This window comes from Streptomyces sp. PSU-S4-23 (genome assembly GCF_055632315.1).
Genome location: NZ_JBVMUU010000002.1, coordinates 5,176,841 through 5,202,080 on the forward strand (window position 1 = coordinate 5,176,841; position 25,240 = coordinate 5,202,080).

The 25,240-nt window shown below is 68.9% G+C and carries 28 protein-coding genes; 20 read left to right on the forward strand and 8 right to left on the reverse strand.

Going from position 1 to position 25,240, the window contains the following annotated elements; all coding sequences use genetic code 11:
• The first annotated feature begins 20 nt into the window (after positions 1–20).
• The 16 genes from rpsH (at position 21) to truA (ending at position 10,448) form a co-directional block, all read left to right on the forward strand.
• Positions 21–419, forward strand: coding sequence for a 30S ribosomal protein S8 (rpsH, locus tag ACZ79I_RS23815; RefSeq protein WP_381081508.1), 399 nt, complete (start codon positions 21–23; stop codon positions 417–419).
• A gap of 24 nt (positions 420–443) precedes the next feature.
• The gene (rplF, locus tag ACZ79I_RS23820; protein WP_471499499.1) at positions 444–983 is read left to right on the forward strand and encodes a 50S ribosomal protein L6; all 540 of its coding nucleotides are present in this window, start codon (positions 444–446) and stop codon (positions 981–983) included.
• 3 nt (positions 984–986) lie between these two features.
• Entirely contained in the window at positions 987–1,370 is a 384-nt protein-coding gene (gene rplR / locus ACZ79I_RS23825) for a 50S ribosomal protein L18 (RefSeq protein ID WP_381081512.1), read from the forward strand.
• A gap of 37 nt (positions 1,371–1,407) precedes the next feature.
• Positions 1,408–2,013: a 30S ribosomal protein S5 gene (gene rpsE / locus ACZ79I_RS23830; protein WP_009190144.1), complete on the forward strand. Its 606-nt coding sequence runs from the start codon at positions 1,408–1,410 to the stop codon at positions 2,011–2,013.
• Entirely contained in the window at positions 2,013–2,195 is a 183-nt protein-coding gene (rpmD, locus tag ACZ79I_RS23835; protein ID WP_381081514.1) for a 50S ribosomal protein L30, read from the forward strand. Before rpsE ends, rpmD begins: the two co-directional genes overlap by 1 nt.
• A 2-nt stretch (positions 2,196–2,197) precedes the next feature.
• The gene (gene rplO, locus ACZ79I_RS23840) at positions 2,198–2,653 is read left to right on the forward strand and encodes a 50S ribosomal protein L15 (protein WP_471499500.1); all 456 of its coding nucleotides are present in this window, start codon (positions 2,198–2,200) and stop codon (positions 2,651–2,653) included.
• A 243-nt stretch (positions 2,654–2,896) separates the two neighbouring features.
• Positions 2,897–4,210, forward strand: a complete 1,314-nt coding sequence (gene secY, locus ACZ79I_RS23845) for a preprotein translocase subunit SecY (protein ID WP_471499501.1) — start codon at positions 2,897–2,899, stop codon at positions 4,208–4,210.
• Entirely contained in the window at positions 4,210–4,872 is a 663-nt protein-coding gene (locus tag ACZ79I_RS23850) for an adenylate kinase (RefSeq protein ID WP_471499502.1), read from the forward strand. The genes secY and ACZ79I_RS23850 overlap by 1 nt, the downstream gene beginning before the upstream one ends.
• Positions 4,873–5,015: 143 nt before the next feature.
• A complete protein-coding gene (map, locus tag ACZ79I_RS23855; protein ID WP_471499503.1) occupies positions 5,016–5,852 on the forward strand; it encodes a type I methionyl aminopeptidase in 837 nt (278 codons plus the stop codon).
• A gap of 140 nt (positions 5,853–5,992) precedes the next feature.
• Positions 5,993–6,214 carry a translation initiation factor IF-1 gene (infA, locus tag ACZ79I_RS23860; protein WP_003948620.1) on the forward strand — a complete coding sequence of 74 codons (222 nt, stop codon included), beginning with the start codon at positions 5,993–5,995 and terminating at the stop codon, positions 6,212–6,214.
• A gap of 60 nt (positions 6,215–6,274) precedes the next feature.
• Entirely contained in the window at positions 6,275–6,388 is a 114-nt protein-coding gene (rpmJ, locus tag ACZ79I_RS23865; RefSeq protein WP_003998809.1) for a 50S ribosomal protein L36, read from the forward strand.
• A 190-nt stretch (positions 6,389–6,578) separates the two neighbouring features.
• The gene (rpsM, locus tag ACZ79I_RS23870) at positions 6,579–6,959 is read left to right on the forward strand and encodes a 30S ribosomal protein S13 (RefSeq protein ID WP_471499504.1); all 381 of its coding nucleotides are present in this window, start codon (positions 6,579–6,581) and stop codon (positions 6,957–6,959) included.
• Between the two features lie 64 nt (positions 6,960–7,023).
• Positions 7,024–7,428: a 30S ribosomal protein S11 gene (rpsK, locus tag ACZ79I_RS23875; protein ID WP_003956432.1), complete on the forward strand. Its 405-nt coding sequence runs from the start codon at positions 7,024–7,026 to the stop codon at positions 7,426–7,428.
• Between the two features lie 144 nt (positions 7,429–7,572).
• The gene (locus ACZ79I_RS23880; RefSeq protein ID WP_003966937.1) at positions 7,573–8,595 is read left to right on the forward strand and encodes a DNA-directed RNA polymerase subunit alpha; all 1,023 of its coding nucleotides are present in this window, start codon (positions 7,573–7,575) and stop codon (positions 8,593–8,595) included.
• A 424-nt stretch (positions 8,596–9,019) separates the two neighbouring features.
• Positions 9,020–9,511: a 50S ribosomal protein L17 gene (gene rplQ / locus ACZ79I_RS23885; RefSeq protein ID WP_471499505.1), complete on the forward strand. Its 492-nt coding sequence runs from the start codon at positions 9,020–9,022 to the stop codon at positions 9,509–9,511.
• A 73-nt stretch (positions 9,512–9,584) separates the two neighbouring features.
• On the forward strand, positions 9,585–10,448 hold the full coding sequence (truA, locus tag ACZ79I_RS23890; RefSeq protein WP_471499506.1) for a tRNA pseudouridine(38-40) synthase TruA: 864 nt from the start codon (positions 9,585–9,587) through the stop codon (positions 10,446–10,448).
• A gap of 123 nt (positions 10,449–10,571) precedes the next feature.
• Here the strand turns inward: truA and ACZ79I_RS23895 are convergent, their stop codons facing one another.
• The 6 genes from ACZ79I_RS23895 to ACZ79I_RS23920 form a co-directional block, all read right to left on the reverse strand.
• Positions 10,572–12,644, reverse strand: coding sequence for an acyltransferase family protein (locus ACZ79I_RS23895; protein ID WP_471499507.1), 2,073 nt, complete (start codon positions 12,642–12,644; stop codon positions 10,572–10,574).
• A 37-nt stretch (positions 12,645–12,681) separates the two neighbouring features.
• On the reverse strand, positions 12,682–13,779 hold the full coding sequence (manB, locus tag ACZ79I_RS23900) for a mannose-1-phosphate guanylyltransferase (protein ID WP_471499508.1): 1,098 nt from the start codon (positions 13,777–13,779) through the stop codon (positions 12,682–12,684).
• A 15-nt stretch (positions 13,780–13,794) separates the two neighbouring features.
• The gene (locus tag ACZ79I_RS23905; protein ID WP_471499509.1) at positions 13,795–15,021 is read right to left on the reverse strand and encodes a glycoside hydrolase family 113; all 1,227 of its coding nucleotides are present in this window, start codon (positions 15,019–15,021) and stop codon (positions 13,795–13,797) included.
• Between the two features lie 21 nt (positions 15,022–15,042).
• Positions 15,043–16,263, reverse strand: a complete 1,221-nt coding sequence (locus tag ACZ79I_RS23910; protein WP_471499510.1) for a glycosyltransferase family 2 protein — start codon at positions 16,261–16,263, stop codon at positions 15,043–15,045.
• Between the two features lie 476 nt (positions 16,264–16,739).
• Positions 16,740–18,110, reverse strand: coding sequence for a glycosyl hydrolase (locus ACZ79I_RS23915; RefSeq protein WP_471499511.1), 1,371 nt, complete (start codon positions 18,108–18,110; stop codon positions 16,740–16,742).
• A gap of 83 nt (positions 18,111–18,193) precedes the next feature.
• Positions 18,194–19,069 carry a hypothetical protein gene (locus ACZ79I_RS23920; RefSeq protein WP_471499512.1) on the reverse strand — a complete coding sequence of 292 codons (876 nt, stop codon included), beginning with the start codon at positions 19,067–19,069 and terminating at the stop codon, positions 18,194–18,196.
• Between the two features lie 426 nt (positions 19,070–19,495).
• Here ACZ79I_RS23920 and rplM point away from each other — a divergent pair, with 426 nt between their 5' ends.
• From rplM to glmM, 3 genes are all read left to right on the forward strand, one after another.
• Positions 19,496–19,939 (forward strand): 50S ribosomal protein L13, encoded by a 444-nt coding sequence (gene rplM / locus ACZ79I_RS23925; RefSeq protein WP_381081532.1) that lies wholly within the window; start codon positions 19,496–19,498, stop codon positions 19,937–19,939.
• Positions 19,940–19,981: 42 nt separating this feature from the next.
• Complete coding sequence (gene rpsI / locus ACZ79I_RS23930; protein WP_234513423.1) at positions 19,982–20,494, forward strand: 30S ribosomal protein S9; 513 nt, start codon at positions 19,982–19,984, stop codon at positions 20,492–20,494.
• A gap of 255 nt (positions 20,495–20,749) precedes the next feature.
• Positions 20,750–22,108 carry a phosphoglucosamine mutase gene (gene glmM, locus ACZ79I_RS23935; protein ID WP_471499513.1) on the forward strand — a complete coding sequence of 453 codons (1,359 nt, stop codon included), beginning with the start codon at positions 20,750–20,752 and terminating at the stop codon, positions 22,106–22,108.
• A 67-nt stretch (positions 22,109–22,175) separates the two neighbouring features.
• Here glmM and ACZ79I_RS23940 read toward each other — a convergent pair whose 3' ends face one another.
• Both ACZ79I_RS23940 and coaA read right to left on the reverse strand, forming a co-directional pair.
• A complete protein-coding gene (locus ACZ79I_RS23940; RefSeq protein ID WP_471499514.1) occupies positions 22,176–23,138 on the reverse strand; it encodes a DUF389 domain-containing protein in 963 nt (320 codons plus the stop codon).
• Between the two features lie 44 nt (positions 23,139–23,182).
• A complete protein-coding gene (gene coaA, locus ACZ79I_RS23945) occupies positions 23,183–24,151 on the reverse strand; it encodes a type I pantothenate kinase (RefSeq protein ID WP_471505175.1) in 969 nt (322 codons plus the stop codon).
• A 223-nt stretch (positions 24,152–24,374) separates the two neighbouring features.
• On the opposite strand from coaA, the gene ACZ79I_RS23950 reads away from it, so the two are divergent.
• On the forward strand, positions 24,375–25,175 hold the full coding sequence (locus tag ACZ79I_RS23950) for a hypothetical protein (protein ID WP_471499515.1): 801 nt from the start codon (positions 24,375–24,377) through the stop codon (positions 25,173–25,175).
• The last annotated feature ends 65 nt before the right edge of the window (positions 25,176–25,240 follow it).

Here is a 25,240-nt window from a genome sequence, read left to right on the forward strand (position 1 = left end):
GAGAGGCCGAAGGCCAATTCATGACCATGACTGATCCGATCGCAGACATGCTCACGCGTCTGCGGAACGCGAACTCGGCGTACCACGACACCGTGGCGATGCCGCACTCGAAGATCAAGTCGCACATCGCGGAGATCCTCCAGCAGGAGGGCTTCATCACGGGCTGGCGCGTCGAGGACGCCGAGGTCGGCAAGAACCTCGTCCTGGACCTGAAGTTCGGTCCCAACCGTGAGCGCTCCATCGCAGGCATCAAGCGGATCTCCAAGCCCGGTCTGCGGGTTTACGCGAAGTCCACCAACCTGCCGAAGGTGCTCGGCGGCCTCGGCGTGGCGATCATCTCCACGTCCCACGGGCTCCTCACCGACAAGCAGGCCGGCAAGAAGGGCGTAGGCGGAGAAGTCCTCGCCTACGTCTGGTAACGGAAGGGAACGGAGGAAACAGCTATGTCGCGCATCGGCAAGCTCCCCATCGCGGTTCCCGCCGGCGTGGACGTCACCATCGACGGCCGTACGGTCGCGGTCAAGGGCCCCAAGGGCGAGCTGACCCACACCGTCGCCGCGCCGATCGAGGTCGTCAAGGGCGAGGACGGCACCCTCCAGGTGACCCGCCCCAACGACGAGCGTCAGAACAAGGCCCTGCACGGCCTGTCCCGCACGCTGGTGGCGAACATGATCACCGGCGTGACCCAGGGTTACGTGAAGAAGCTCGAGATCAGCGGTGTCGGTTACCGCGTGACCGCCAAGGGCTCGAACCTGGAGTTCGCGCTCGGCTACAGCCACCCGATCACCGTCGAGGCGCCCGAGGGCATCACCTTCAAGGTGGAGACCCCGACCCGTTTCCAGGTCGAGGGCATCGACAAGCAGAAGGTCGGCGAGGTTGCGGCCAACATCCGCAAGCTGCGCAAGCCCGACCCGTACAAGGCCAAGGGCGTCAAGTACGAGGGCGAAGTCATCCGCCGCAAGGTCGGAAAGGCGGGTAAGTAAGCCATGGCATACGGGCAGAAGATCCTCAAGGGCGACGCCTACAAGCGCGCCGCGATCAAGCGCCGCCACATCCGGATCCGCAAGCGGATCGAGGGTACGGCGGAGCGCCCCCGTCTGGTCGTGACCCGCTCCAACCGCCACATCGTGGCGCAGGTGATCGACGACCTGAAGGGCCACACCCTGGCGTCGGCGTCCACCCTGGACGCGTCGATCCGCGGCGGCGAGGGCGACAAGTCCGCGCAGGCCAAGCAGGTCGGCGCCCTGGTCGCCGAGCGTGCCAAGGCCGCCGGTGTCGAGGCCGTCGTGTTCGACCGTGGTGGCAACCAGTACGCCGGGCGCATCGCCGCCCTGGCGGACGCCGCCCGCGAAGCCGGGCTCAGGTTCTGAGCCGCCGTAGCTAGCGGAAAAGAGAGAGGTAAATCCAATGGCTGGACCCCAGCGCCGCGGTGGCGGTGCCGGTGGCGGCGAGCGGCGGGACCGGAAGGGCCGTGACGGCGGCGCTGCTGCCGCCGAGAAGACCGCGTACGTTGAGCGCGTCGTCGCGATCAACCGCGTCGCCAAGGTTGTGAAGGGTGGTCGTCGCTTCAGCTTCACCGCGCTGGTCGTGGTGGGCGACGGTGACGGCACCGTGGGTGTCGGATACGGCAAGGCCAAGGAGGTGCCGGCCGCCATCGCCAAGGGCGTCGAGGAGGCCAAGAAGCACTTCTTCAAGGTCCCCCGGATCCAGGGCACCATCCCGCACCCGATCCAGGGTGAGAAGGCTGCCGGCGTCGTGCTGCTCAAGCCCGCGTCGCCCGGTACCGGTGTGATCGCCGGTGGCCCGGTGCGTGCCGTGCTCGAGTGCGCCGGTATCCACGACGTGCTGTCGAAGTCGCTCGGCTCCGACAACGCGATCAACATCGTGCACGCGACCGTGGAGGCCCTCAAGGGCCTGCAGCGTCCCGAGGAGATCGCGGCCCGCCGCGGTCTGCCGCTCGAGGACGTCGCCCCCGCGGCCCTGCTGCGTGCGCGTGCCGGGGCGGGTGCGTGATGGCACAGCTCAAGATCACCCAGGTGAAGTCGTACATCGGCAGCAAGCAGAACCACCGTGAGACCCTGCGCTCGCTCGGCCTGAAGCGGCTCGGCGACGTGGTCGTCAAGGAGGATCGTCCCGAGTTCCGCGGCATGGTGCACACCGTCCGCCACCTCGTGACGGTCGAGGAGGTCGACTGATCATGGCGGAGCAGAACCCGCTCAAGATCCACAACCTCCGTCCCGCCCCGGGCGCCAAGACCGCCAAGACCCGCGTCGGTCGTGGTGAGGCGTCGAAGGGTAAGACGGCCGGTCGTGGTACCAAGGGCACGAAGGCCCGCTACCAGGTTCCGGAGCGCTTCGAGGGCGGCCAGATGCCGCTGCACATGCGCCTCCCGAAGCTGAAGGGCTTCAAGAACCCGTTCAAGACCGAGTACCAGGTCGTGAACCTGGACAAGCTCGCCACCCTCTACCCCGAGGGCGGCGAGGTCACGGTCGCGGACCTGGTCGCCAAGGGGGCCGTTCGCAAGAACAGCCTCGTCAAGGTGCTCGGCCAGGGCGAGGTCTCCGTGGCGCTGCAGGTGACGGTCGACGCCGTCTCCGGCTCCGCCAAGGAGAAGATCACCGCCGCCGGCGGTACCGTCACCGAGCTCGTCTGAAACCTTCGGGCGTCTCGATGACCTGAACGATCCCGACCGGGGATACCCCACATTTGGGGTATCCCCGGTTGGTCGTTCCAAGGGAAGCGGTGCCGCCGGTAAGGTGGCTTGGACTGCCAACTTTCACAGGGTGCCGCGGTACGGGCACTCGGGGCGGCAGTCGACCGTTACCCAAGTCGTTGTTCAGTCGGAACTCAAGACCGTCACCCTTGACGCAGTTGCGCGGGGGTCGCAGGAGGCACCGTGCTCACCGCGTTCGCCCGGGCGTTCAGGACGCCCGACCTGCGCAAGAAGCTGCTCTTCACGCTCGCCATCATCGCGGTGTACCGGGCCGGTACACACATCCCGATCCCGGGCGTCGACTACAAGAGCGTCCAGACCTGTATCGACGTCGCCAAGGGCAACCAGGGCCTGTTCGGTCTGGTCAACATGTTCAGCGGCGGCGCGCTGCTGCAGATCACGGTCTTCGCCCTGGGCATCATGCCGTACATCACGGCGAGCATCATTCTCCAGCTGCTGACCGTGGTCATCCCGCGCCTGGAGGCCCTGAAGAAGGAGGGCCAGGCGGGTACGGCGAAGATCACGCAGTACACCCGTTACCTGACGGTGGCGCTGGCGATCCTCCAGGGCACCGGTCTGGTGGCCACCGCCCGCAGCGGCGCCCTGTTCCAGGGCTGCCCGGTGGCGACCTCGATCGTCCCGGACCAGTCGATCTTCACCACCATCACGATGGTCGTCTGCATGACCGCCGGTACGGCCGTCGTCATGTGGCTCGGTGAGCTGATCACCGACCGCGGCATCGGCAACGGCATGTCGATCCTGATGTTCATCTCGATCGCCGCGACGTTCCCGTCCGCGCTGTGGGCCATCAAGAAGCAGGGCAACCTGGCCGGCGGCTGGATCGAGTTCGGCACCGTCATCGCCGTCGGCCTGGTCATGGTCGGCCTGGTGGTCTTCGTGGAGCAGGCCCAGCGGCGCGTCCCCGTCCAGTACGCGAAGCGCATGATCGGCCGCCGCTCCTACGGTGGTACGTCCACGTACATCCCGTTGAAGGTGAATCAGGCGGGTGTGATTCCCGTCATCTTCGCATCGTCGCTGCTCTACATCCCGGCGCTGATCGCTCAGTTCTCGAGCGGCAACTCGGGCTGGAAGACCTGGATCCAGCAGAACCTGGTCAAGGGCGATCACCCGATTTACATCACTTTGTACTTCTTGCTCATCGTGTTCTTCGCGTTCTTCTATGTGGCGATCTCGTTCAACCCCGAGGAAGTCGCGGACAACATGAAGAAGTATGGTGGCTTCATCCCGGGCATCCGGGCCGGTAGGCCCACCGCTGAGTACCTCTCGTACGTGCTCAACCGGATCACCTGGCCGGGTTCGCTGTACCTGGGTCTGATCGCTCTCGTACCGACAATGGCGTTGGTTGGCTTCGGGGCAAGCCAGAACTTCCCGTTCGGCGGGACCAGCATCCTGATCATCGTGGGTGTCGGTCTTGAGACGGTGAAGCAGATCGAGAGCCAGCTTCAGCAGCGCAATTACGAAGGGTTCCTCCGCTGATGCGAATCGTCCTCGTCGGGCCGCCCGGTGCAGGCAAGGGAACGCAGGCCGCGTTCCTCGCCGAGAACCTGTCGATCCCGCACATCTCCACGGGTGACCTGTTCCGCGCCAACATCAGCCAGCAGACGGAGCTCGGCAAGCTGGCGAAGTCCTACATGGACGCGGGCAACCTGGTTCCCGACGAGGTCACCATCGCGATGGCCAAGGACCGCATGGAGCAGCCGGACGCCGAGAACGGCTTTCTGCTCGACGGCTTCCCGCGCAACGTCTCGCAGGCCCAGGCGCTGGACGAGACGCTCAAGACCGGCGGCATGAAGCTGGACGCGGTGCTCGACCTGGAGGTCCCCGAGGACGAGGTGGTCAAGCGCATCGCGGGCCGCCGCGTCTGCCGCAACGAGTCGGCACACGTCTTCCACGTCTCCTACAAGCCGCCGAAGCAGGAGGGCGTCTGCGACGTCTGCGGCGGCGAGCTGTACCAGCGGGACGACGACTCCGAGGACACCGTGCGCAAGCGGCTGGAGGTCTACCACACGCAGACCGAGCCGATCATCGACTACTACAAGGCGCAGGGTCTGGTGATCACCATCTCGGCGCTGGGCAAGGTGGACGAGGTCACCGGGCGCGCGATGGAGGCGCTCAGCCAGAAGACGGACGACAACTAGTCGTACGTCGGCATCACTGCCGCTCTCAGGCCGCGGTTCCCCGAGGGGACCGCGGCCGAGCCGTGGGCGGACAGGGAACGCCCGTCCGCCCGTATCGTTGATGTAGTCCGTCCCCTCTCCGGTCCAGAAAGGCCGCAGCCCCCATGGTGCAGATCAAGACCCCCGAGCAGATCGCCAAGATGCGTGAGGCCGGGCTGGTGGTGGCGGCCGTGCACGCGGCCACGCGCGAGGCTGCCGTGCCGGGTGCCACGACGAAGGACCTGGACGAGGTCGCGCGCGAGGTGCTCGACGAGCACGGGGCGAAGTCGAACTTCCTGGGGTACGGCGGCTTCCCCGCCACCATCTGCACGTCGGTGAACGAGGTCGTGGTGCACGGCATCCCGTCCGCGGAGGTCGTCCTCAAGGACGGCGACATCATCTCCATCGACGCGGGCGCGATCGTGGACGGCTGGCACGGCGACGCCGCCTTCACCGCGTTCGTGGGGTCCGGTCACGCTCCGGAGCTGGTCGAGCTGTCCCGGGTGACCGAGGAGTCCATGTGGGCCGGCATCGCGGCGATGCGGCAGGGCAACCGGCTGGTCGACGTCTCGCGGGCCGTCGAGACGTACATCCGCCGGCAGCCGAAGCCGGGCGGCGGGCGCTACGGGATCGTCGAGGACTACGGCGGGCACGGCATCGGCACCGAGATGCACATGGACCCCCACCTGCTGAACTATGTGGACCGACGGCGCGGCAAGGGGCCGAAGCTGGTGCCCGGGTTCTGCCTCGCCATCGAGCCGATGGTGTCGCTCGGGACGCCGAAGACGCGGGTCCTCCAGGACGACTGGACCGTCATCACCACCGACGGCACCTGGTCCTCGCACTGGGAGCACTCCGTCGCGCTGACCGAGCGGGGCCCGCTGGTCCTCACCGCGCCCGACGGCGGCAGGGCCAAGCTCGCCGAGTACGGGGTCACGGCCGCTCCCGACCCCCTTGCATAGTGATCCCGGGCTCGGGGCAGACTTCCTCGATTCGTCTTTCCGGGGGCCCTGGCGTAGACTGACTCGTCGGCTCTCGTGCATTCGCATGTCCGCATGCGGGGCGCGCGGCCGATCAAGGTAGTCGATTCGAAGGGCGAAGCGTGGCCAAGAAGCAAGGTGCCATCGAGATCGAGGGCACTGTCGTCGAGTCTCTGCCGAACGCCATGTTCAAGGTCGAGCTCCAGAACGGCCACCAGGTCCTGGCACACATCAGCGGCAAGATGCGCATGCACTACATCCGCATCCTCCCTGACGACCGGGTCGTGGTGGAGCTGTCTCCGTACGACCTGACGCGTGGCCGGATCGTCTACCGGTACAAGTAGATCTTGCCCTTGCCCCGTCTCCACGGGGTGGTGGCACTGACCCGGAGAACCTCACATCCCATGAAGGTCAAGCCGAGCGTCAAGAAGATCTGCGACAAGTGCAGGGTGATCCGCCGTCACGGCCGGGTCATGGTCATCTGCGAGAACCCGCGCCACAAGCAGCGCCAGGGCTGACGCACGACCGCACCCTCTGCGACTCGCAGGGATTCGCGCGACGCGAGCAACATGTTCATACGCAGGACCCGGGCCTGATCCATCAGGTCTGACACCCCCGGTTCGGAGGCCGGGGACCCAGTCCGTACCTCGTACGGCGGCTGGGAAACGGTTCTGCGGAAGACCTCCGAAGATCAACTGGAGCCATTGAATGGCACGCGTTTCCGGTGTTGACATCCCGCGCGACAAGCGCGTGGAGGTCGCCCTCACCTACGTGTTCGGCATCGGCCGGACCCTCTCCCAGCAGACGCTGGCCGCCACCGGTGTGGACCCGAACACTCGTGTTCGTGACCTCTCCGAGGAGCAGCTGATCGCGATCCGCGAGTACGTCGACAACAACGTCAAGACCGAGGGTGACCTCCGTCGCGAGATCCAGGCCGACATCCGCCGCAAGGTCGAGATCGGCTGCTACCAGGGCCTGCGGCACCGTCGCGGTCTTCCCGTCCGCGGCCAGCGCACCAGCACCAACGCTCGCACCCGCAAGGGTCCGCGTCGCGCCATCGCCGGCAAGAAGAAGCCGGGCAAGAAGTAGTCCGCAGCGGACACCTGTCCACGGTCTTCGCTGTAGGACCGACCACCTCCCTAGGAGATAGAGGATGCCCCCCAAGGGACGTCAGGGCGCTGCCAAGAAGGTGCGCCGCAAGGAAAAGAAGAACGTCGCTCACGGCCACGCGCACATCAAGAGCACGTTCAACAACACGATCGTCTCGATCACGGACCCGTCCGGCAACGTGATCTCCTGGGCCTCCGCCGGCCACGTCGGCTTCAAGGGCTCCCGGAAGTCCACGCCGTTCGCCGCGCAGATGGCCGCCGAGTCGGCCGCGCGCCGTGCCCAGGAGCACGGCATGCGCAAGGTCGACGTCTTCGTGAAGGGCCCGGGTTCCGGTCGTGAGACCGCGATCCGTTCCCTCCAGGCCACGGGCCTGGAGGTCGGCTCCATCCAGGACGTCACCCCGACCCCGCACAACGGCTGCCGTCCGCCGAAGCGCCGCCGCGTCTGAGGCACGGCCTGCCTGGCAGGATTCGGGCGGTACGCTCCGTGTTCGGGTCGTACCGCCCGTACCCTTGCAGTACCCGCACTCTTTCGGTGCGGTCCGTCGGGTGTCATATAGCGGGCGCCCACGACTGAAGGATCTGATCCACACATGCTGATCGCTCAGCGTCCCTCGTTGACCGAAGAGGTCGTCGACGAGTTCCGCTCCCGGTTCGTGATCGAGCCGCTGGAGCCGGGCTTCGGCTACACCCTCGGCAACTCCCTGCGTCGTACGCTCCTCTCCTCGATCCCGGGTGCGGCGGTCACGTCCATCCGCATCGACGGCGTTCTGCACGAGTTCACCACCGTGCCGGGCGTCAAGGAGGACGTCACCGACCTGATCCTCAACATCAAGCAGCTGGTCGTCTCCTCCGAGCACGACGAGCCGGTCGTGATGTACCTGCGCAAGCAGGGCCCGGGTCTCGTCACCGCCGCCGACATCGCGCCCCCGGCCGGTGTCGAGGTGCACAACCCCGACCTCGTCCTCGCCACGCTCAACGGCAAGGGCAAGCTGGAGATGGAGCTGACCGTCGAGCGCGGTCGCGGTTATGTCTCCGCCGTGCAGAACAAGCAGGTGGGCCAGGAGATCGGCCGTATCCCGGTCGACTCGATCTACTCGCCGGTTCTCAAGGTCACCTACAAGGTCGAGGCGACCCGTGTCGAGCAGCGCACCGACTTCGACAAGCTGATCGTCGACGTCGAGACCAAGCAGGCCATGCGTCCGCGTGACGCCATGGCGTCGGCGGGCAAGACCCTGGTCGAGCTGTTCGGCCTCGCCCGCGAGCTGAACATCGACGCCGAGGGCATCGACATGGGTCCGTCCCCGACGGACGCCGCCCTCGCCGCCGACCTGGCGCTGCCGATCGAGGAGCTGGAGCTCACCGTCCGCTCCTACAACTGCCTCAAGCGCGAGGGCATCCACTCGGTGGGCGAGCTCGTGGCCCGCTCCGAGGCGGACCTGCTGGACATCCGCAACTTCGGCGCGAAGTCCATCGACGAGGTCAAGGCGAAGCTGGCCGGCATGGGCCTGGCCCTGAAGGACAGCCCGCCCGGATTCGACCCGACCGCCGCCGCGGACGCCTTCGGCGCCGACGACGACGCGGACGCCGGGTTCGTCGAGACCGAGCAGTACTGATCGCCACCGGCGGGGCGGGGTTTCCCCGCCTCGCCGGGACGATTCTCCGGGGCTGTGCCCCCGGGCCCCGGGACCTCGGTCCCGGAAACCCGGCTCTCGGGCCGGAACGACGCGGGGCGGCGTGCCCGGTCCTCCGGCCCCCGGGCCGGACGGGAGGGACCGCTGCCCGCACTCCGGCTCTCGGGCCGGGACGGGGCTGTGCCTCATGCACCGGCCTTCCGGCCGGGAGGTGGGGGACGGTGCCCGACGCCTCCGGCTTCCGGGCCGGGGGACGGGCGGGGCCGCGGCCCCGCACCCGCGGGGTGCACCTGTGCACCCCGCCGCCAGACCTCCGGGTTCGCCCGGATCTCCGACGGGCGACCGCCCGCTCGGATACTGACTCCGGTACCTGACACGGCCGGGGCAGACACCTAGGAGAAACACGATGCCGAAGCCCACCAAGGGTGCCCGTATGGGCGGCAGTGCCGCGCACGAGAAGCTGCTCCTCGCGAACCTCGCGAAGTCGCTGTTCGAGCACGGTCGTATCACCACCACCGAGGCGAAGGCCCGCCGCCTGCGCCCGTACGCGGAGCGTCTGATCACCAAGGCGAAAAAGGGCGACCTTCACAACCGCCGCCAGGTGCTCCAGGTCATCACGGACAAGAGCATCGTCCACACGCTCTTCACCGAGATCGGCCCGCGCTACGAGAACCGGCCCGGTGGCTACACCCGCATCACCAAGATCGGCAACCGCCGTGGCGACAACGCGCCCATGGCCGTCATCGAGCTGGTCGAGGCGCTGACGGTGCAGCAGAAGGCGGTCGGCGAGGCCGAGGCGGCGACCAAGCGCGCCGTCAAGGAGGCCGAGACCGCCAAGGCGGAGGAGGCCACCGAGGCTCCGGCCGCGGAGGCCGCCGGGGAGTCCGAGGACGCCTGAGGCACCGCCGAACGCTGAGCGGGTCCGTCCCTCGGGACGGGCCCGCTTTCGCGTACCTGGGAGGATCTCTTACGTGAGTGACGAAGTACAGCCCGGTGACATCCGCGTCCGCCTCGACCTCTCCTACGACGGCAGCGGCTTCCACGGCTGGGCCAAGCAGGCCGGCGGCAGACGGACCGTCCAGGCGGAGATCGAGGACGCCCTGCGCACCGTCACCCGGAACCGGGACGCGGCCTACGAGCTGACCGTGGCCGGCCGCACCGACGCCGGGGTGCACGCGCGGGGACAGGTCGCGCATGTCGATCTGCCACGGGAGGTGTGGGCGGAACACCGCGGGAAGCTGCTGAAGCGGCTCGCCGGGCGCCTGCCCAAGGATGTGCGGGTGTGGGCCCTCAGGGAGGCGCCCAGCGGTTTCAACGCCCGTTTTTCCGCGGTCTGGCGGCGGTACGCGTACCGGGTCACCGACAACCCGGGCGGGGTCGACCCCCTGCTGCGGGGCCATGTGCTGTGGCACGACTGGCCGCTCGACGTCGACGCCATGAACGAGGCGGCCCGGCGGCTGATCGGCGAGCACGACTTCGCCGCCTACTGCAAGCGGCGCGAGGGGGCCACCACGATCCGTACGCTCCAGGAGCTGAGCCTGGTGCGCGGCGGCGACGGGATCATCACCGCCACCGTCCGCGCGGACGCCTTCTGCCACAACATGGTGCGGTCGCTGATCGGGGCGCTGCTGTTCGTGGGGGACGGGCATCGAGCGCCCGACTGGCCGGGAAAGGTGCTGGACGCCGGCGTACGGGACTCGGCCGTGCACGTCGTACGTCCGCACGGGCTGACGCTGGAGGAGGTCGGTTACCCGGCCGACGAACTGCTGGCCGCCCGGAGCAGGGAGGCACGGAACAAGCGGTCCCTGCCGCTGCGGGGCGGGTGCTGCGGCTAGAAGTGCTGCAGAGGTCCTGACGGCCGGCCTGCATTCCGTCACCTGGATGAGATCCGGGTGACGGAATGCAGGCCGGTCGGGCCGGTCGTCGCCGCGGGCCCCTCGGTCGGTGCGGGCGGCGGGTCAGGCCGCCAGGTATTCCTCGAAGTAGGGCCGCAGGTACGGCTCCAGGGAGGCCGAGTAGGCGCCCGCCATGTGGCTGTAGTCCCAGTAGACGACCTCGCCGCCGATGACCGCCGGGCAGTAGCCGTCGGCGCAGAACGCCGGGATCGTGTCGATGACGTCGAACCCGTACTTCTCGGCCTCCTCGCGCTCCGCCTCGCGGAACTCGGGGTAGTCGAGCACGGCTGTGGAGTTGGGGGAGCAGGCGGCCACGCCGTCGGAGTTCTTGGCGAGGCAGTCCGGGACGGTGAAGTTCGGGTGCGGGGTGTCGGTCATGTAGACGAGCTTGGCGCCGTTGGCCTGGAGCCGCTTGAACGTCTGGTCGGCGCCGGCCCGGGTGGTGGTCCCCTGGACGCGACTGGTGACGACGATGAGGTCAGGGTGGAGATCGTCGATCTTGTCCAGGGCGGTCTTCCGCCACGCGGCGCACTCGGTGTACTCGCGCCCGAGGTCCTCGCGGGTGATCTGGTACTCCTCGGGGGCACAGCCGCTCTTGATCACGGTGATGACCTTGACGTGCAGCTTCAGGCCGAGTTCGTTGAACGCGTTGCCCCACTGGAAGGCGTGCGAGTCGCCGAGCAGGACCATCGTCTTCTTGGCCGAGGTGTCGCCGATCACGCAGTCGTCCTGCATGACGAACGCGGTGACGAGCAACTGGTCGATACATCCGTGGTCGCCGCGGTCGTCGGGCGCCTTCAGCAGGGCGTCCTGACTGAGCACCGGGTGGTCGCGTTCCTTCACCGCCTGCTTGACGGATGCGGCGCCCTGGTAGCCCTTCGCCACGGCGTCGGCCGTGTCCTGCACCCCGATGTTGAGCGGCACCACGCGTATGGCGAGGGCCATGGCGATGGCGGCGGTGGCGGTCAGGGACAGCCCCATGAGGATGCCCCGCCACGGCACCTGGACCAGGCGGGCGTTCGCCTTGAAGCGCCGCTCGATGAGGTAGTGCATGCAGACGGCGAGGATGAAGGAGGCCGACGCCACCCGCCAGCGGTCGGAGTAGCCGAACTCCCGGTCGATGATCTCCGGGAACAGGATGAGCAGCGGCCAGTGCAGCAGGTACCAGCTGTAGCTGGCGTTGCCGATGAAGTCGAAGACCGGGTTGTCGAGGAGCTTCTCGGCACCGAGGCGCGGTGCGGCGCAGCCACCGGCGATCACGAGCGCGGCGCCGACCACCGGTCCGGCCACGGCGTAGCCGGGCAGCGGGGTGTCCTCGGTGATGAGCAGCGCGGTGCCCACGGTGCCGAGGAGGCCGACCCAGCTGAGGAAGCCCGCGAGCCACAGGTTCATACGGGAGAGGAGCCTGGCGTTGAGGGCGACGAGGACACCGAGGGCCAGCTCCCACACACGGGTCTGGGTGCCGAAGTAGGCGAGCGGCTGGTCGGTCTTGGTCTGGGAGACCGAGAGATAGAGCGAACCGGCGATGATGGTGACGAGGAAGAGCCCTACCAGGAAGCGGCTGCGGGTGAGCACCCGGCTGAGCCAGGCGACGACGACGAGCGCGATCGGCGCGACGACGTAGAACTGCTCCTCGATGCCGAGCGACCAGAAGTGCTGGTAGGGAGACTGGCTTCCGTCGTTGGCGAAGTAGTCGGTGCCGTTCTCGGCGAGCTGCCAGTTGATGAAGCTCAGCGAGGCGGCGAAGCCGTCCCTCATGTAGTCGCGGAAGGAGAACGGACCGGCGAAGATCCAGGAGAAGACAGCGGTGACCACGATGGTGAGCGCGGCACCGGGCGCGAGCCGGCGGAAGCGCCGGGCCCAGAACTTGCCCAGCGAGACCTTGCCGGTCCGGCTGATCTCGCCGAGGAGCTGGCTGCCTATGAGGAAGCCGCTCAGCACGAAGCTGACGTCGACGCCGCCGTGGATGCCGAGGATGCCGCAGTGCATCGCGACCACCATCATGATGGCGATGGCACGCAGGCCCTGGATGTCCGGGCGGTACTTGCGCAGGCGATCCGTCGCCAGCGGCTGGGGCTCCGACCGGTGCCGGGGCGGAAGCTTCGGGCCGACGGCCGTTGAGGGTTGGCTGGTCACGGTTCTCCAGTAACTGTGTCCGGTCGGGCTGGCTGCTTCAGTGGGCCGTCAGGCAGGCGGCAGCCGTACCACTGACGCGCACCCCCAGGGCGGGAATACAGATGCCGCACGACAGCCGCAGCTGGGCGGGCAGCTCGTTCTGCGCGCCGATGTGCGCGTGGCAGCCCACCACCACCTCGCGAAGGAACGATTCGCGGCCGATCGAGGAGTCGTGGTCGACCACGGACTCGTGGATCTGCCCGCCCTCGGCCACGGTGACGTTCGCGCCGATGATGGAGCGGTCGACGACGACGCGCGGGCCGATGACGGCGTGCGGGCCGATCGTCGAGCCGCCCGTGACGCGGGCGGTCGGGTCCACGGTGGCTGTGGGATGGATCAGCGCTTCGGCGGGCGGCCCGACCAGGGGCGAGGTCGCCTTGCCGGTGACCAGGTCGGCGGATCCGTGGACGAAGGCCAGCGGCGTACCGAGGTCGCGCCAGTAGTCCTCCGTGATGTGGCCGAACACGCGCCGCCCCTGGGCGACGAGTTGCGGGAAGGTCTCCTGCTCGACCGAGACCTCGCGGTCGGTCGGGATCGCGTCGAGGACGGACCGGCGGAAGGCGTAGCAGCCGGCGTTGATCTGGTCGGTGACGCACTCCTCCTGGGTCTTGGGTTTTTCGAGGAAGGACAGCACCCGGCCGGACGCGTCGGTGGGGACGAGGCCGAAGGCACGGGGGTCGGTGACCCGGGTGAGGTGCAGCGTCACGTCCGCTTCCCGAGCCTCGTGGTGTTCCAGGATGGCGCGCAGGTCCACGCCGGAGAGGATGTCGCCGTTGAGCACGAGGACAGGGGCGTCGGCCGGGCCGCGCAGCAGCCGTCCGGCGTTGCGGATCGCCCCGCCCGTGCCGAGCGGGACCTCCTCGACGGCGTAGGAGATCTCCAAGCCCTGGAAGAAGTCCCCGAACTCCTCCTCGAAGAGGCCGGCGAGATAGGAGGTGGCGAACACCAGGTGCTCGACGCCGGAGTCCATCAGCTTGGCCACCTGGTGGCGGATGAAGGAGGAGCCCGCGACGCCCAGCAGCGGCTTCGGGGTGTGGTTGGTCAGGGGGCGCAGGCGAGTTCCCTTGCCGCCCACCAGAATGATGGCTTCCTGCATGAATGCCTCGCTCGGTCAGCTAGCGGTGGTGGTCCCGGGTCCTGCGTAGTCGGAGGTGAAGCAGGTCTTGATCGCCTTCTCGGAGAGGGATCGTCCGGCGAAGTCGAGCCGGGAGGCGACCTTGTCGTCGGGCTTGGTGTTCGGGTCGTCGTCGAAGTAGATCGACCACCAGTAGACGCCGCTCATCTTCCGTTCCTGGACGACCTTGCAGACGGCGGTGTACCAGTTGGCCTGCACCTGGGGGTTGACCGTGCGCTTGTGGTAGAAGTCGCCGGGGGCGTGGTAGGCGCCCTTCATGGCGCCGATGCCGGCCTCGGCGATGGTGATCTTGGGCAGGGAGCCGGTGGCCTTCCTGTCCAGCCACCGGTTCCAGCCGGCAACCAGGGTCTGCACTGAGGCGTCGTCGTCGACCTTGACCGGGAAGTAGGCGTCGATGCCGAGGTGGGTGACCGGCATGGTCACCGGGCCCTGGACATAGTTGTCCCAGTTGGCGTCGTAGGCGACCTCGCCGCTGAACAGCTTCTCGGCGTCGTCCACGACGGTGCCCCAGTGGGGGTCGCCTTCAAGGGAGTTCAACTCGGTGCCGATGACAAAGGTGGTCACCTTCTCGCTCTCCGCAGCCTTCAGATACGGGGTGACGAACTTCTCGTAGGAGGTGAACCACGCACCGCGGTCGGCGGGCTTGATGTTGCCGCGCCAGCCGTCCTCGGACTGCAGGGAGTGCTCGTCCATGAGAGGCCGGATGGTGGTGCGCAGGCCGGCTTCGCGAAAGATCTGCAGGACACGAGCGAGCCGCTCGGGCGTCGGGGTCTTGGCACCGCTGCTGATCTTCGTCGAGGAACGGTTCCCGGTGAAGAACGGGAAGGACAGGCCGACGGAGTTGGCGTGCAGGCCGACCAGGTAGTTCGCGTGGAGCCGGGCCTGCTTCTCGATGTACTCGAGGGGGTGCTTGGGGTTGTCCTCCCAGTAGAGTTGGGCGCCCCACTGGGGCATGCCCGGCTTCCATTCCTTGTCCACCTTTGCGACCTCGGGGGTCGGCGTGGCAGCCGCGGAGGTCTTGCCGTCGCCGCCCTTGGAGCCGGTCGGCTGGGTGTGTTCCTTGCCGTCGAGCACCAGATGGGGCATGAGCGAGCCGGAAGACCATTGCAGTGGGTGGTCGCCGATCATGACCGGGACAGCGATCACGAAGGAGATGACGGTGACGGGGAGCACGGCGAGCATGGGCAGGCGTGCGCGTTTCATGGGTGTGTGATCTCTTCCGGGTCAGGCGGGCTTGGCGATGACGACGAACTTGTTCTCCTCACGGCGGATGAACTTCCACAGCCCCTTGATGCCGCCGATCCCTTCGATGAGGGAGAAGTAGGGCAGCATGAGGAGGACGGCCATGGGTTCCCACCACTTGCGCCTGCCGTTCACCGAGGCGATCGCGTTGAGCCGCAGTCCTTCCCAGTACGCCCAGATCACGTAGGCGAAGCTGATGGACCACAGCAGGACGACCGACTGGGTCACAGGCGAGGTGTTCATGTCGCCGATGAACCAGGCCACGAACAGGATCGTGCCGACGTGCTGCAGTGGGCCGAGGATCCAGCTGGTCACGCAGATGGTCAGGAACCAGCGGTAGCGCAGCGGCACCTTGCGGTTGAAGCAGAGGGCGACCAGGCCCCAGGCCCAGCGCTCGCGCTGCTTGATGAAGTCCTTGGTGTTGGCCGGTGAGGCGCCGTAGCAGCGACCGTTGAACCAGTCGCTGCGGCCCGGGTAGAGGCGGCAGAAGGTGAGGGCCAGCCGGGCGTCCTCGACGATCTCCTTGGGACCGAAGTCCCAGCCGATCTCGGCCTCGATGGAGGCGCGGACGACCAGGAGCTCGCCGTGCACACCGGCGGCCGGGGTGCCCAGGCCGGTGAAGGCGCGGAACCGCGCGATGTCGTCGGCGGGACGGATGGCGTCGGCGAACCAGGTCACCAGGCTCACCGCGTTCTCACGCGGGTAGGTGAGGATGCCCTGCGCCATGTGCTTGACCTCTTCGGGAGTCGCCCGGCGCTGGCGGTTGATGAACTGGGCGAGGGACGCGGCGGTGTCGGGGCCGACACCGGTGTCGTCGTCCATGTGCAGGACCCACACGTGCTCGAGAGTCTCGCCCTCCTCGATCCGCAGTTCGTGGGCGTAGTTGTTGGCGCGGGCCTTGAAACGGGTGCCGTTCTTGGTCTGGTAGACCTTCGGGACCGTGACCACGCGGATCAGGTGGCTGGTCGCGGCCAGCTCGTCGATCCGTTCAGCGGCCTCACAACCCTCCTCGGTGAGGACATCCACGCGCATGTACGGAAACCACTCCGGCAGGTGTTCCACGTAGGAGAGGACGGAGCGCTCCAGGGCCGGGTAAGTGTCGTGGCGCCCGATGGTGGGCACGAGCACGATCAGGAAGTCCTGCTCCACGGGGGCGGGCGGGGTCATCAGATGGGCTTTGCGGATCCGGCGGCGGATGAGCATGAAACCCTGAATCGACACGAGTACGCCGGGCACTGGAAGAGCCCAGCAGATGGTGATCAACCACGCCAGTGGCGAGTCGCTCGGGGTGTACGACCACAAGCTGAAGACAGTCAGGAACACCAGTGGGATCAGGAACGGCAGGACGCCTGGCCGCCACGCGGCGGTACGTTTCGCCAGCTTGGTGTTGTGCCGCGAATGCGGCATACCCCCGTCGACAAATGTCGGTGCCATGACGACTGCGGAACTCCTGTGAGATCGGACGGTGCGTCAAGGCAGCAGCGATCTCTGTCACGGCATGCAACGCGCACCGTGACGTCCACTTCGGGTTCCCTGCCCCCCGACGCCTTCATCGGCGTCTCGGCCACTCGCCGCTCAGATGCCCCCCCGGGCGCCCAAACCACTGGCCGAATATAAGCCTGATCCTTACACGTATGTGCCAGGGCGAGGAAGTGGTGTGAGTGTTGCGTGTTCAAAATTTAACCAAGCGAGTTCTTGTCCGGTGATCTCCAGTCGTCGGCGGTCAACACTCGGGGGGAGCCGTAGGTCCGCTTCACGTCGTCCGGAGTGTTCCTGTGGCGCGGCTCGGACACGTTCTCGTACGTCAGCGCCTGACCCCACACCGTCCACAGCACCCACGGCGTGCGGGTCAGGGTCCGGGGCTGATGTGCGTTGAGCGGTACGTCGAAGGACTCGGCGACGATGCGGGGCCTGGCGTAGCGCTCCAGACCGCGGTACCAGACCTCGGTCCAGGCGCCGCCGCCGAACGGCCGGGCCGGGCTCCCGCTGTAGTCGTCGACGCCCACGACGTCGACACGGTCGTCACCCGGGTAGTAGTCCCAGGGCGTCCGTCCGTAGGAGCCGTCCCAGGAGTTCGGCGCCCAGACGAAGATCAGGTTGTGCAGACCTCGGCGCCGCACCAGGAAGTCGTACGTCAGCCGCCACAGCTTCCGGTACGCGGCCGGATCCTGCCCCGCCCACCAGAACCCGTGGCCGGGCGCCGCGTTCATCTCGTGGTACGGCCGCAACAGCACCGGCACGCCCCGGTCGGCCAGGTAGCCCAGATGGTCGGCGAGGAAACTGAGGTCGTGCATCAGGGCGCGGTGCTCCGCCGTGCCCTCGGTGACCACTCGGCCGAACCAGCCGGGGTCCTTCGCGGCGGGCGAATTGCGGCACAGGGCCTGCGGGAAGCCCTTGACAGCGCTGCCCGGATAGGGCTGGTGGAAGGAGAACCCGACGAAGCCGGCCGGGGCGCCGCCGTTGTGAGGCAGGGCGACCTCCATGCCGGAGGCGCACTCGATGTGCGTGCCGGAAGGGCGGTACGAGCCGTCGGCCGTCCGGGGCAGCCCAGCCCACACACCCACGGCGAGGTCAACGGCGTCCTCGACGTAACCCCACACGCGGCGGCAGCTCGGCCAGGCGCGGGAGTAGGAGCGTGTCTCACCGACCGCCCAGCCGGGCTGCCCGTAGCCCGGCCCCAGGTCCAGTTCGACGAAGGCGGGCAGGCGGCCGGTGATGTCCCTGGCCTTGCGGTAGTAGTAGCCCGGAGGCTTGGCGCCCCGGTGGTCGCCGTACCGCGTGTTGTACCGCTCGTTGTGCAGCTCCACGTGTTGCCCGATCACCGTGCGGCTGGGCCGGCCCTGGCGGGCGTCGTTCTCCAGGCCGGCCAGCAGCGCGTAGACCTCGCGTGCGGCGGACGTCGCCTCCGGGTCCCGCTCGCGCAGGTCGGTGGGGACGAGTGGCGGCCGCTGTGCGGCGTCCCCCGGCGAGAGCGCCCACAGGGCCGCCGGGCCGAGCAGCGCGGCCGTCGCGCCCGCGCCGATGAGCCGAAGCCGTCCTCGCACATGCATACGTCGGTTCCCATCCCCTCGCGCCCGTGCTCTGATTTCCGCCCCGGTTGACGCCTTTGCCGGGGGCGAGGGGGTCGGCTCGGCTACCGGTTGGACGCCGCCGACGCCTGGGCCTCGCCGCGGCGGCGGATCTGGCGGAACGCGAACTCCGCCAGGTCGTCGCCGGCCGCGAAGACCTTCGCGTCCTTGGCCGTCACGTCCTTGCCGTCGGTGAAGCCGGCGAGCGTGAAGTAGGCGTAGCGGCCGTAGGAGTTGGTGGTGGAGCGGCAGACCGCCGTACGGCAGAACGTCGGCACCCCCTGACCGGTCAGCGAGGCGAGGATGCTCTTGCCGTCCGCCTGCTGCTTGGCCTTCGTCGCCTGTGCCGCGGTGTCGAAGAGGGCCACGCCGGCCGTCACCGCGACGCCGTCCTTGGTGTACGTGGCGCGCATGACGCGGGTGCAGCCGTTCTTGGTGAGCACCGCGGGCAGCGTCCCGCGCACGGCCGACGCGCACTTCGTCGTGGAGGCCGTGGGGCCCTTCTTGTAGACGTTCGTGCCCATGGTCAGCTGGGTGCCGGGGAAGAGCGTGTTCGCGCTGATGGGGGCGGTGTCCTTCGCCGCGCTGGAGATGAAGTCCATCGGGTCCAGCGGGGGAGGGGCCGAGGTCGGCGCGAACGACGGATCGGCGTCGGCGCTCTGGCTGGGGATGTCCGCCGTGCCGGGCAGGTCACGGGTGGGCTTGTCCGACGCCCGGGCGTCGCCGTTCGCGGACACGACCGCCACGGCGACGGCGGTGCCCACCGCGACCGTGGCCAGGGCGCCGCCCAGGATCAGCAGCAGGCGGCGGCGCCTGTTGCGCGCCTCCGAGGCCTCGGCGAGCGCGGCCCAGTCCGGGGTGCCGCTCTGGCTTTCCCACGGTGGCTGCTGGGAACTCGGTTTCCAGGGATCCCACTGAGGCCCCCCCTGCCCATAACTCATGCGGCGCATCTTAGACGGGGCACGGGCCGCCTTGTGCCGGCCCGTAGAGCCGGGAAACCCGGGGAGCCGGGGCTTTGCGGGGCCTGTACGGGAATCTCCCCCTCCGCCCGTGTGCGGCCGTCCGGGCCGGGGTCGTCCCGTTCGCCGGCACCCCTCGTCGGCGGCCGGACGCACGCGGTGACCCCCTGGGTGCCCGCGGAGCGGCGGCACCGCCGTTTTGACCCGTCCGGGCGCCCCCGTTATCCTGGCTGTTCGTTATGTGTATTGGCTTGCTCATTCTCACGTGAGGGGCCCTTACACCGGTCCACCGGGCCGATGACCAGCGACCAGCACGCGGTTTGCGTCACCGCGGTGCGGTCAGGGCTGTCGTGATCGTCTTCGGTGACCTTGTCAGGAACCTCACTGAAGAAGCGAAGGCTACGAACCGTGCGTACGTACAGCCCCAAGCCCGGCGATGTGACACGTCAGTGGCACGTCATCGACGCTCAGGACGTCGTCCTGGGCCGTCTGGCCACCACCGCCGCCACACTTCTGCGCGGCAAGCACAAGCCGATCTACGCGCCCCACGTGGACACCGGCGACTTCGTCATCATCATCAACGCGGACAAGGTCCACCTGTCCGGCAACAAGCGGACCCAGAAGATGGCGTACCGCCACTCCGGTTACCCGGGCGGTCTGCGCTCGGTCCGCTACGACGACCTGCTGGCGAAGAACCCGGAGAAGGCCGTGGAGAAGGCCGTCAAGGGCATGCTCCCCAAGAACTCCCTGGGCCGTCAGATGCTCTCGAAGCTGAAGGTCTACTCGGGCGACCAGCACCCGCACGCCGCCCAGCAGCCGGTGCCGTACGAGATCAGCCAGGTCGCGCAGTAAGTCCGGCCACCCCCTAAGACCGAAGAGAATCTGAGGAGCATCGTGGCCGAGACCACTGCCGAGCAGCCGCTCGAAGAGCTTGACATCGACAGCTACACCACCGAGACCGAGGTTCCGCTGGAGGGCGAGTACACCTCCGAGTCCCTCGCCTCCCGTTTCGGTGAGCCCCAGCCCGCCGCCGGCCTGGGCCGCCGCAAGAACGCCATCGCCCGCGTCCGGATCGTTCCGGGCTCCGGCAAGTGGAAGATCAACGGTCGCACCCTCGAGGACTACTTCCCGAACAAGGTGCACCAGCAGGAAGTCAACGAGCCCTTCAAGGTGCTCGAGCTGGAGGGCCGCTACGACGTCATCGCCCGCATCGCCGGTGGCGGTGTCTCCGGCCAGGCCGGTGCGCTCCGTCTGGGTGTCGCCCGCGCGCTGAACGAGGCGGACGTCGACAACAACCGCGGCCCGCTGAAGAAGGCCGGCTTCCTGCGCCGCGACGACCGTGCGGTCGAGCGCAAGAAGGCCGGTCTGAAGAAGGCCCGCAAGGCGCCGCAGTACAGCAAGCGCTGACGCGTCCGCTGGCCGCAGGCGTCCGCGCCTGCCGCAAGCCCGTATCGCCCCGGCTGCACGCTCTGTGCCGCCGGGGCGGTTCGTTTACGGGGGATGGTTGCTCAACACGGGCTTATGGAGCAATTCCGGCAGTCCCGGGACGGGGACCGGGAACAGGTCCTGAAGGCGAGGTCCGGGTGACCCATGTACGTAACCGGTCGCTGTCCGGACACTCGGCATGAGCCGCACATTCGCAGCAAGTTCGGAGGACAGACAGTGGGACGACTCTTCGGCACGGACGGCGTGCGCGGTGTCGCCAACGCGGACCTGACGGCCGAGATGGCACTCGGGCTCTCCGTGGCGGCGGCCCACGTGCTCGCCGAGGCGGGCACGTTCGAGGGCCACCGGCCGAGGGCGGTCGTCGGGCGGGACCCCCGCGCGTCCGGGGAGTTCCTGGAGGCCGCCGTGGTCGCCGGTCTGGCCAGCGCCGGAGTGGACGTGCTGCGCGTCGGCGTGCTGCCCACCCCGGCCGTCGCCCACCTGACCGGCGCGCTCGGCGCCGACCTCGGCGTGATGCTCTCCGCCAGCCACAACGCCATGCCCGACAACGGCATCAAGTTCTTCGCCCGCGGCGGGCACAAGCTCGCCGACGAACTGGAGGACCGGATCGAGGCCGTGTACGAGGAGCACCGCACCGGCGCCCCCTGGGACCGGCCCACGGGCTCCGGGGTGGGCCGGGTGAAGGCGTACGAGGAGGGCTTCGACCAGTACGTGGCCCACCTCCTGGACGCCCTCCCGAACCGGCTCGACGGGCTCAGGATCGTCCTCGACGAGGCGCACGGCGCCGCCGCCCGGGTCTCGCCCGAGGCGTTCACCCGCGCGGGCGCGCAGGTCGTCACGATCGGCGCCGAGCCGGACGGGCTCAACATCAACGACGGCTGCGGCTCCACCCACCTGGACCGGCTGCGCGCGGCCGTCGTCGAGCACGGCGCCGACCTCGGCATCGCGCACGACGGCGACGCCGACCGCTGCCTCGCCGTGGACCACACGGGTGAGACGGTGGACGGCGACCAGATCCTGGCCGTGCTCGCGCTGGCGATGCGGGAGCGTTCCGTGCTGCGCTCCGACACCGTCGTCGCGACCGTCATGTCGAACCTCGGCTTCAAGCTCGCCCTGGAGCGCGAGGGGCTCAAGCTCGTGCAGACCGCCGTCGGCGACCGGTACGTCCTGGAGGAGATGAAGGACAAGGGCTACACCCTCGGCGGTGAGCAGTCCGGCCATGTCATCGCCCTCGACCACGCCACCACCGGCGACGGCACGCTGACCGGCCTGCTGCTGGCGGCGCGGGTGGCCGAGACCGGCAGGACGCTCAAGGACCTCGCGTCCGTGATGGAGCGGCTGCCGCAGGTCCTCGTGAACGTGCCGGACGTCGACAAGTCCCGTGTCGCGTCGTCCGCGGACCTGGCCGCCGCCGTCGCCGAGGCCGAGCGGGAGCTCGGCTCCACCGGGCGGGTCCTGCTGCGGCCCTCGGGCACCGAGCCGCTGGTGCGGGTGATGGTCGAGGCCGCCGACATCGACCAGGCCAGGTCGGTCGCGGGGCGCCTCGCGGACGCGGTGAAGTCCGCGCTCGGCTAGCACCCGCCGGTCACCGGGCGCCCGGTCAGAACGCGCCGGTCAGAACGCGCCGGTCAGAACGCGCCGGTCAGAACGCGCCCGGCTGGAACGCCCCGGCCCTGCGGGCCCGTTCACGCTGTCTGGTCCAGAGCCACTTCTGGGCCAGCAGGGTGAGCGTGCCCGCCAGGACGATGCCGAGCAGGTTCAGCAGGAGCTGCTCGGTGGAGCCCCACGCCTGGCGGTAGTCCTCGTAGGCGAAGGCGACGGCCGCGTTCGCCGCCGCCGGCACCGTGGTGACCGAGATGGCGACGCCGATCAGCGCGCCCGACTTCGCCGACGTCAGCGAGAGCGTGCCGGCGATGCCCGCGAGGACCGCGACGACGAACGAGAACGCGTCCGGACGGTAGATGAAGTTGGTGCTGGGACGCTCGGCGTCCAGCTTGACCCGGCTGAACAGGTCCACGGCGTCCATGAAGTAGGTGAAGCCGACCGTCACCAGCATGGCCGCCGCGAAGCCCACCAGCAGCGCCGCCAGCGAGCGCAGGGCCAGCCGCGGCGCCCGCCGTACGAGAGCGGTGCTCAGCCCCGCCAGCGGGCCGAACTCCGGGCCCACCGCCATCGCCCCCACGATCAGGATCGCGTTGTCGAGGACGACGCCGCAGGCCGCGATCATCGTGGCGAGCATGAGGAAGGCGACGTAGGTGACCGACAGCGTCGACTCCTCGTGCGTCGCGTCCGCCAGGTGCTCCCACAGCACCGCGTCCGCCCCCTCACCCGGCGCCTCCTGCTCGGCCTTCTCGGCCCGCCGGGACAGCGACAGGTCGATGTTCTCGACCGCGATCGAACCGCTCTCGTCCAGGCCCAGCTCCCTGAGCCCGCCGATCAGTTCGTCGGCCGACTCGCGCGCGACGTCGCACATCACGACGTCCCCGGCGGGGTTGCGGGCGGCGCCCGGCAGCACGGCGAGGTGGGCGGTACCGACCGTCCGCTCGATCAGACGCACCACGTCGTCGGTGTGCTCGGCCGGGGCGATCAGGCGCAGATGCAGCATGCCGCCCTTTCTAACAGGCCGCCCCGGCCCGCGGACCCCCGGTCCTACAGCTTGCGCAGGCTCAGCCGCTGCACCTTGTGGTCCGGGCCCTTGCGCAGGACCAGGGTGGCGCGGCCCCGGGTCGGGGCCACGTTCTGCAGCAGGTTGGGCCCGTTGATGGTCCGCCACATCGTGCGGGCGTAGTCCAGCGCCTCCTCCTCGGAGACCTGGGTGTACTTGCGGAAGTACGACGACGGGTCCTGGAAGGCGGTCTGCCGGAGCTTCCTGAACCGGCTCAGATACCAGCCTTCGATGTCCTCGGGACGGGCGTCGACGTACACGCTGAAGTCGAAGTAGTCCGCGAGACCCACGCGGGTGCGGCCGTCCTTGCCCGGGAGGGCGGGCTGGAGCACGTTCAGGCCCTCGACGATCAGGATGTCCGGGCGCCGGACCGTGAGCTTCCGGTCCGGGAGGATGTCGTAGATCAGATGGGAGTAGACGGGGGCCGTCACCTCGTCCTTGCCGGCCTTGATGTCGGCGACGAAACGGGTGAGCGCACGGCGGTCGTACGACTCGGGGAAACCTTTCCGCGACATCAGCCCGCGGGCCTGCAGCTCCTTGGTGGGCAGCAGGAAGCCGTCCGTGGTGACCAGTTCCACACGCGGGTGCTCGGGCCAGCGGGAGAGGAGGGCCTGCAGGAGGCGGGCGGCGGTGGACTTGCCCACCGCCACGGACCCCGCGACGCCTATCACGAACGGGGTGCCGGACTGGGAGCGCCGCTCGCCCAGGAAGGTGTTCAGGGCGTCTCTGAGCCCGTTCGTCGCCTTCACGTACAGGTTCAGGAGCCGGGACAGCGGCAGATAGATGTCCCGCACCTCGTCGAGGTCGATGACATCGCCCAGGCCGCGCAGCTTCTCGACCTCCTCGGCGGTCAGCGGCAGCGGCGTCTTGTCGCGCAGCGCGCTCCACTCGGCACGGGTGAGGTCGACGTAGGGAGTCGCCTCCGGCCGGGACCGGTGGGCGCTCCGGGGCATCGAGGAGACCGGAGAGATCACAGTCCATTGTTAACGGAGTTCGCCCCGGGCGGCGGGTGGAGTCCGTCACGCCGGACGGGTCCCGGGCCCTGCGGATCACGGCGCCGTCACGGTTGGGTACCGACCGTCCCATCCATGATCAACGCCAGTGGCATGATCGCGTAAAGTCCGGGCAAAGCCGAGGAATCGCCGCGGCGCACCGAAGAAAAGAGAGCGTTCACCCGTGAGATCCATCGCCGTCCGCCGCGCGGCCCTCGCCGCCTCCGCCGCCACTCTCGCCCTCCTCGCCACCGCCTGCGGCGGCTCCTCCGACGGCGGGGACAAGGGCGGCGACGGCAAGGGCGCCCAGGCCGGCGCCACCGCCACCGCGACCGCCTCCGCGGCGCCCGCCAAGGCCCTGACGTCCGCCGACCTGGAGAAGGCCGCGCTCGCCCAGCAGGACGTCAAGAGCGGCAAGGTTGCCACGAAGGTGCCCGCGAAGGACGACATCGCGCAGGACAAGGTGAAGTCCGAGGACGCGGCCTGCACGCCGCTCGCGCTCCTGCAGTCCGGCAGCTACGTGGGCAAGCCCGCCGCCACGGCCAAGCGCGCTTGGACCGACACCCCGAAGAAGCCCGCGGCCGACGCCTCCGCCGAGGACGCCATGCTCGCGGCCCTCGATGTGGCGAAGGTCCAGCTGACCCTGGCGTCCTACGAGAACGGCGGGGCCGAGCAGGCGGTGAAGGACCTGACCGCGGCCGCCGGGAAGTGTGCCGGCGGCTTCACCTACACCGCGGCGGGCGAGAAGACCAAGATCCTCAAGGTGACGACGACCAAGGCGCCCGAGGGGGCGGACGAGGCGCTCGCCGTGACGCTGCTCGTGGACGCCGGGGAGGACGGGAAGATGCCGGTCAAGGCCGTGGCCGCCCGCAAGGGAGCCACCCTCGTCCTGATCCCCGCCGTCAACTTCGCCTCGGCCGTCTCCGGCAAGGACTTCGCCTTCCCCGCGGAGATCCTCCAGGCACAGCTCGCGAAACTGGGCTGATCGCCGGGGCCGGACTGGCCGCCGGCTCCGGTCGGCCGCCGGCCCGGCCGGCTACCCACCCTGTC

Excerpts from the sequence above, each read along its gene's own strand:
- rpsH (WP_381081508.1), top strand. The coding sequence starts at position 21 with ATGACCATGACTGATCCGATCGCAGACATGCTCACGCGTCTGCGGAAC.
- rplF (WP_471499499.1), top strand. The coding sequence starts at position 444 with ATGTCGCGCATCGGCAAGCTCCCCATCGCGGTTCCCGCCGGCGTGGAC.
- rplR (WP_381081512.1), top strand. The coding sequence starts at position 987 with ATGGCATACGGGCAGAAGATCCTCAAGGGCGACGCCTACAAGCGCGCC.
- rpsE (WP_009190144.1), top strand. The coding sequence starts at position 1,408 with ATGGCTGGACCCCAGCGCCGCGGTGGCGGTGCCGGTGGCGGCGAGCGG.
- rpmD (WP_381081514.1), top strand. The coding sequence starts at position 2,013 with ATGGCACAGCTCAAGATCACCCAGGTGAAGTCGTACATCGGCAGCAAG.
- rplO (WP_471499500.1), top strand. The coding sequence starts at position 2,198 with ATGGCGGAGCAGAACCCGCTCAAGATCCACAACCTCCGTCCCGCCCCG.
- ACZ79I_RS23850 (WP_471499502.1), top strand. The coding sequence starts at position 4,210 with ATGCGAATCGTCCTCGTCGGGCCGCCCGGTGCAGGCAAGGGAACGCAG.
- map (WP_471499503.1), top strand. The coding sequence starts at position 5,016 with ATGGTGCAGATCAAGACCCCCGAGCAGATCGCCAAGATGCGTGAGGCC.
- rpmJ (WP_003998809.1), top strand. The coding sequence starts at position 6,275 with ATGAAGGTCAAGCCGAGCGTCAAGAAGATCTGCGACAAGTGCAGGGTG.
- rpsM (WP_471499504.1), top strand. The coding sequence starts at position 6,579 with ATGGCACGCGTTTCCGGTGTTGACATCCCGCGCGACAAGCGCGTGGAG.
- rpsK (WP_003956432.1), top strand. The coding sequence starts at position 7,024 with ATGCCCCCCAAGGGACGTCAGGGCGCTGCCAAGAAGGTGCGCCGCAAG.
- ACZ79I_RS23880 (WP_003966937.1), top strand. The coding sequence starts at position 7,573 with ATGCTGATCGCTCAGCGTCCCTCGTTGACCGAAGAGGTCGTCGACGAG.
- rplQ (WP_471499505.1), top strand. The coding sequence starts at position 9,020 with ATGCCGAAGCCCACCAAGGGTGCCCGTATGGGCGGCAGTGCCGCGCAC.
- manB (WP_471499508.1), bottom strand. The coding sequence starts at position 13,779 with ATGCAGGAAGCCATCATTCTGGTGGGCGGCAAGGGAACTCGCCTGCGC.
- ACZ79I_RS23905 (WP_471499509.1), bottom strand. The coding sequence starts at position 15,021 with ATGAAACGCGCACGCCTGCCCATGCTCGCCGTGCTCCCCGTCACCGTC.
- ACZ79I_RS23910 (WP_471499510.1), bottom strand. The coding sequence starts at position 16,263 with ATGCTCATCCGCCGCCGGATCCGCAAAGCCCATCTGATGACCCCGCCC.
- ACZ79I_RS23915 (WP_471499511.1), bottom strand. The coding sequence starts at position 18,110 with ATGCATGTGCGAGGACGGCTTCGGCTCATCGGCGCGGGCGCGACGGCC.
- ACZ79I_RS23920 (WP_471499512.1), bottom strand. The coding sequence starts at position 19,069 with ATGAGTTATGGGCAGGGGGGGCCTCAGTGGGATCCCTGGAAACCGAGT.
- ACZ79I_RS23940 (WP_471499514.1), bottom strand. The coding sequence starts at position 23,138 with ATGCTGCATCTGCGCCTGATCGCCCCGGCCGAGCACACCGACGACGTG.
- coaA (WP_471505175.1), bottom strand. The coding sequence starts at position 24,151 with ATGCCCCGGAGCGCCCACCGGTCCCGGCCGGAGGCGACTCCCTACGTC.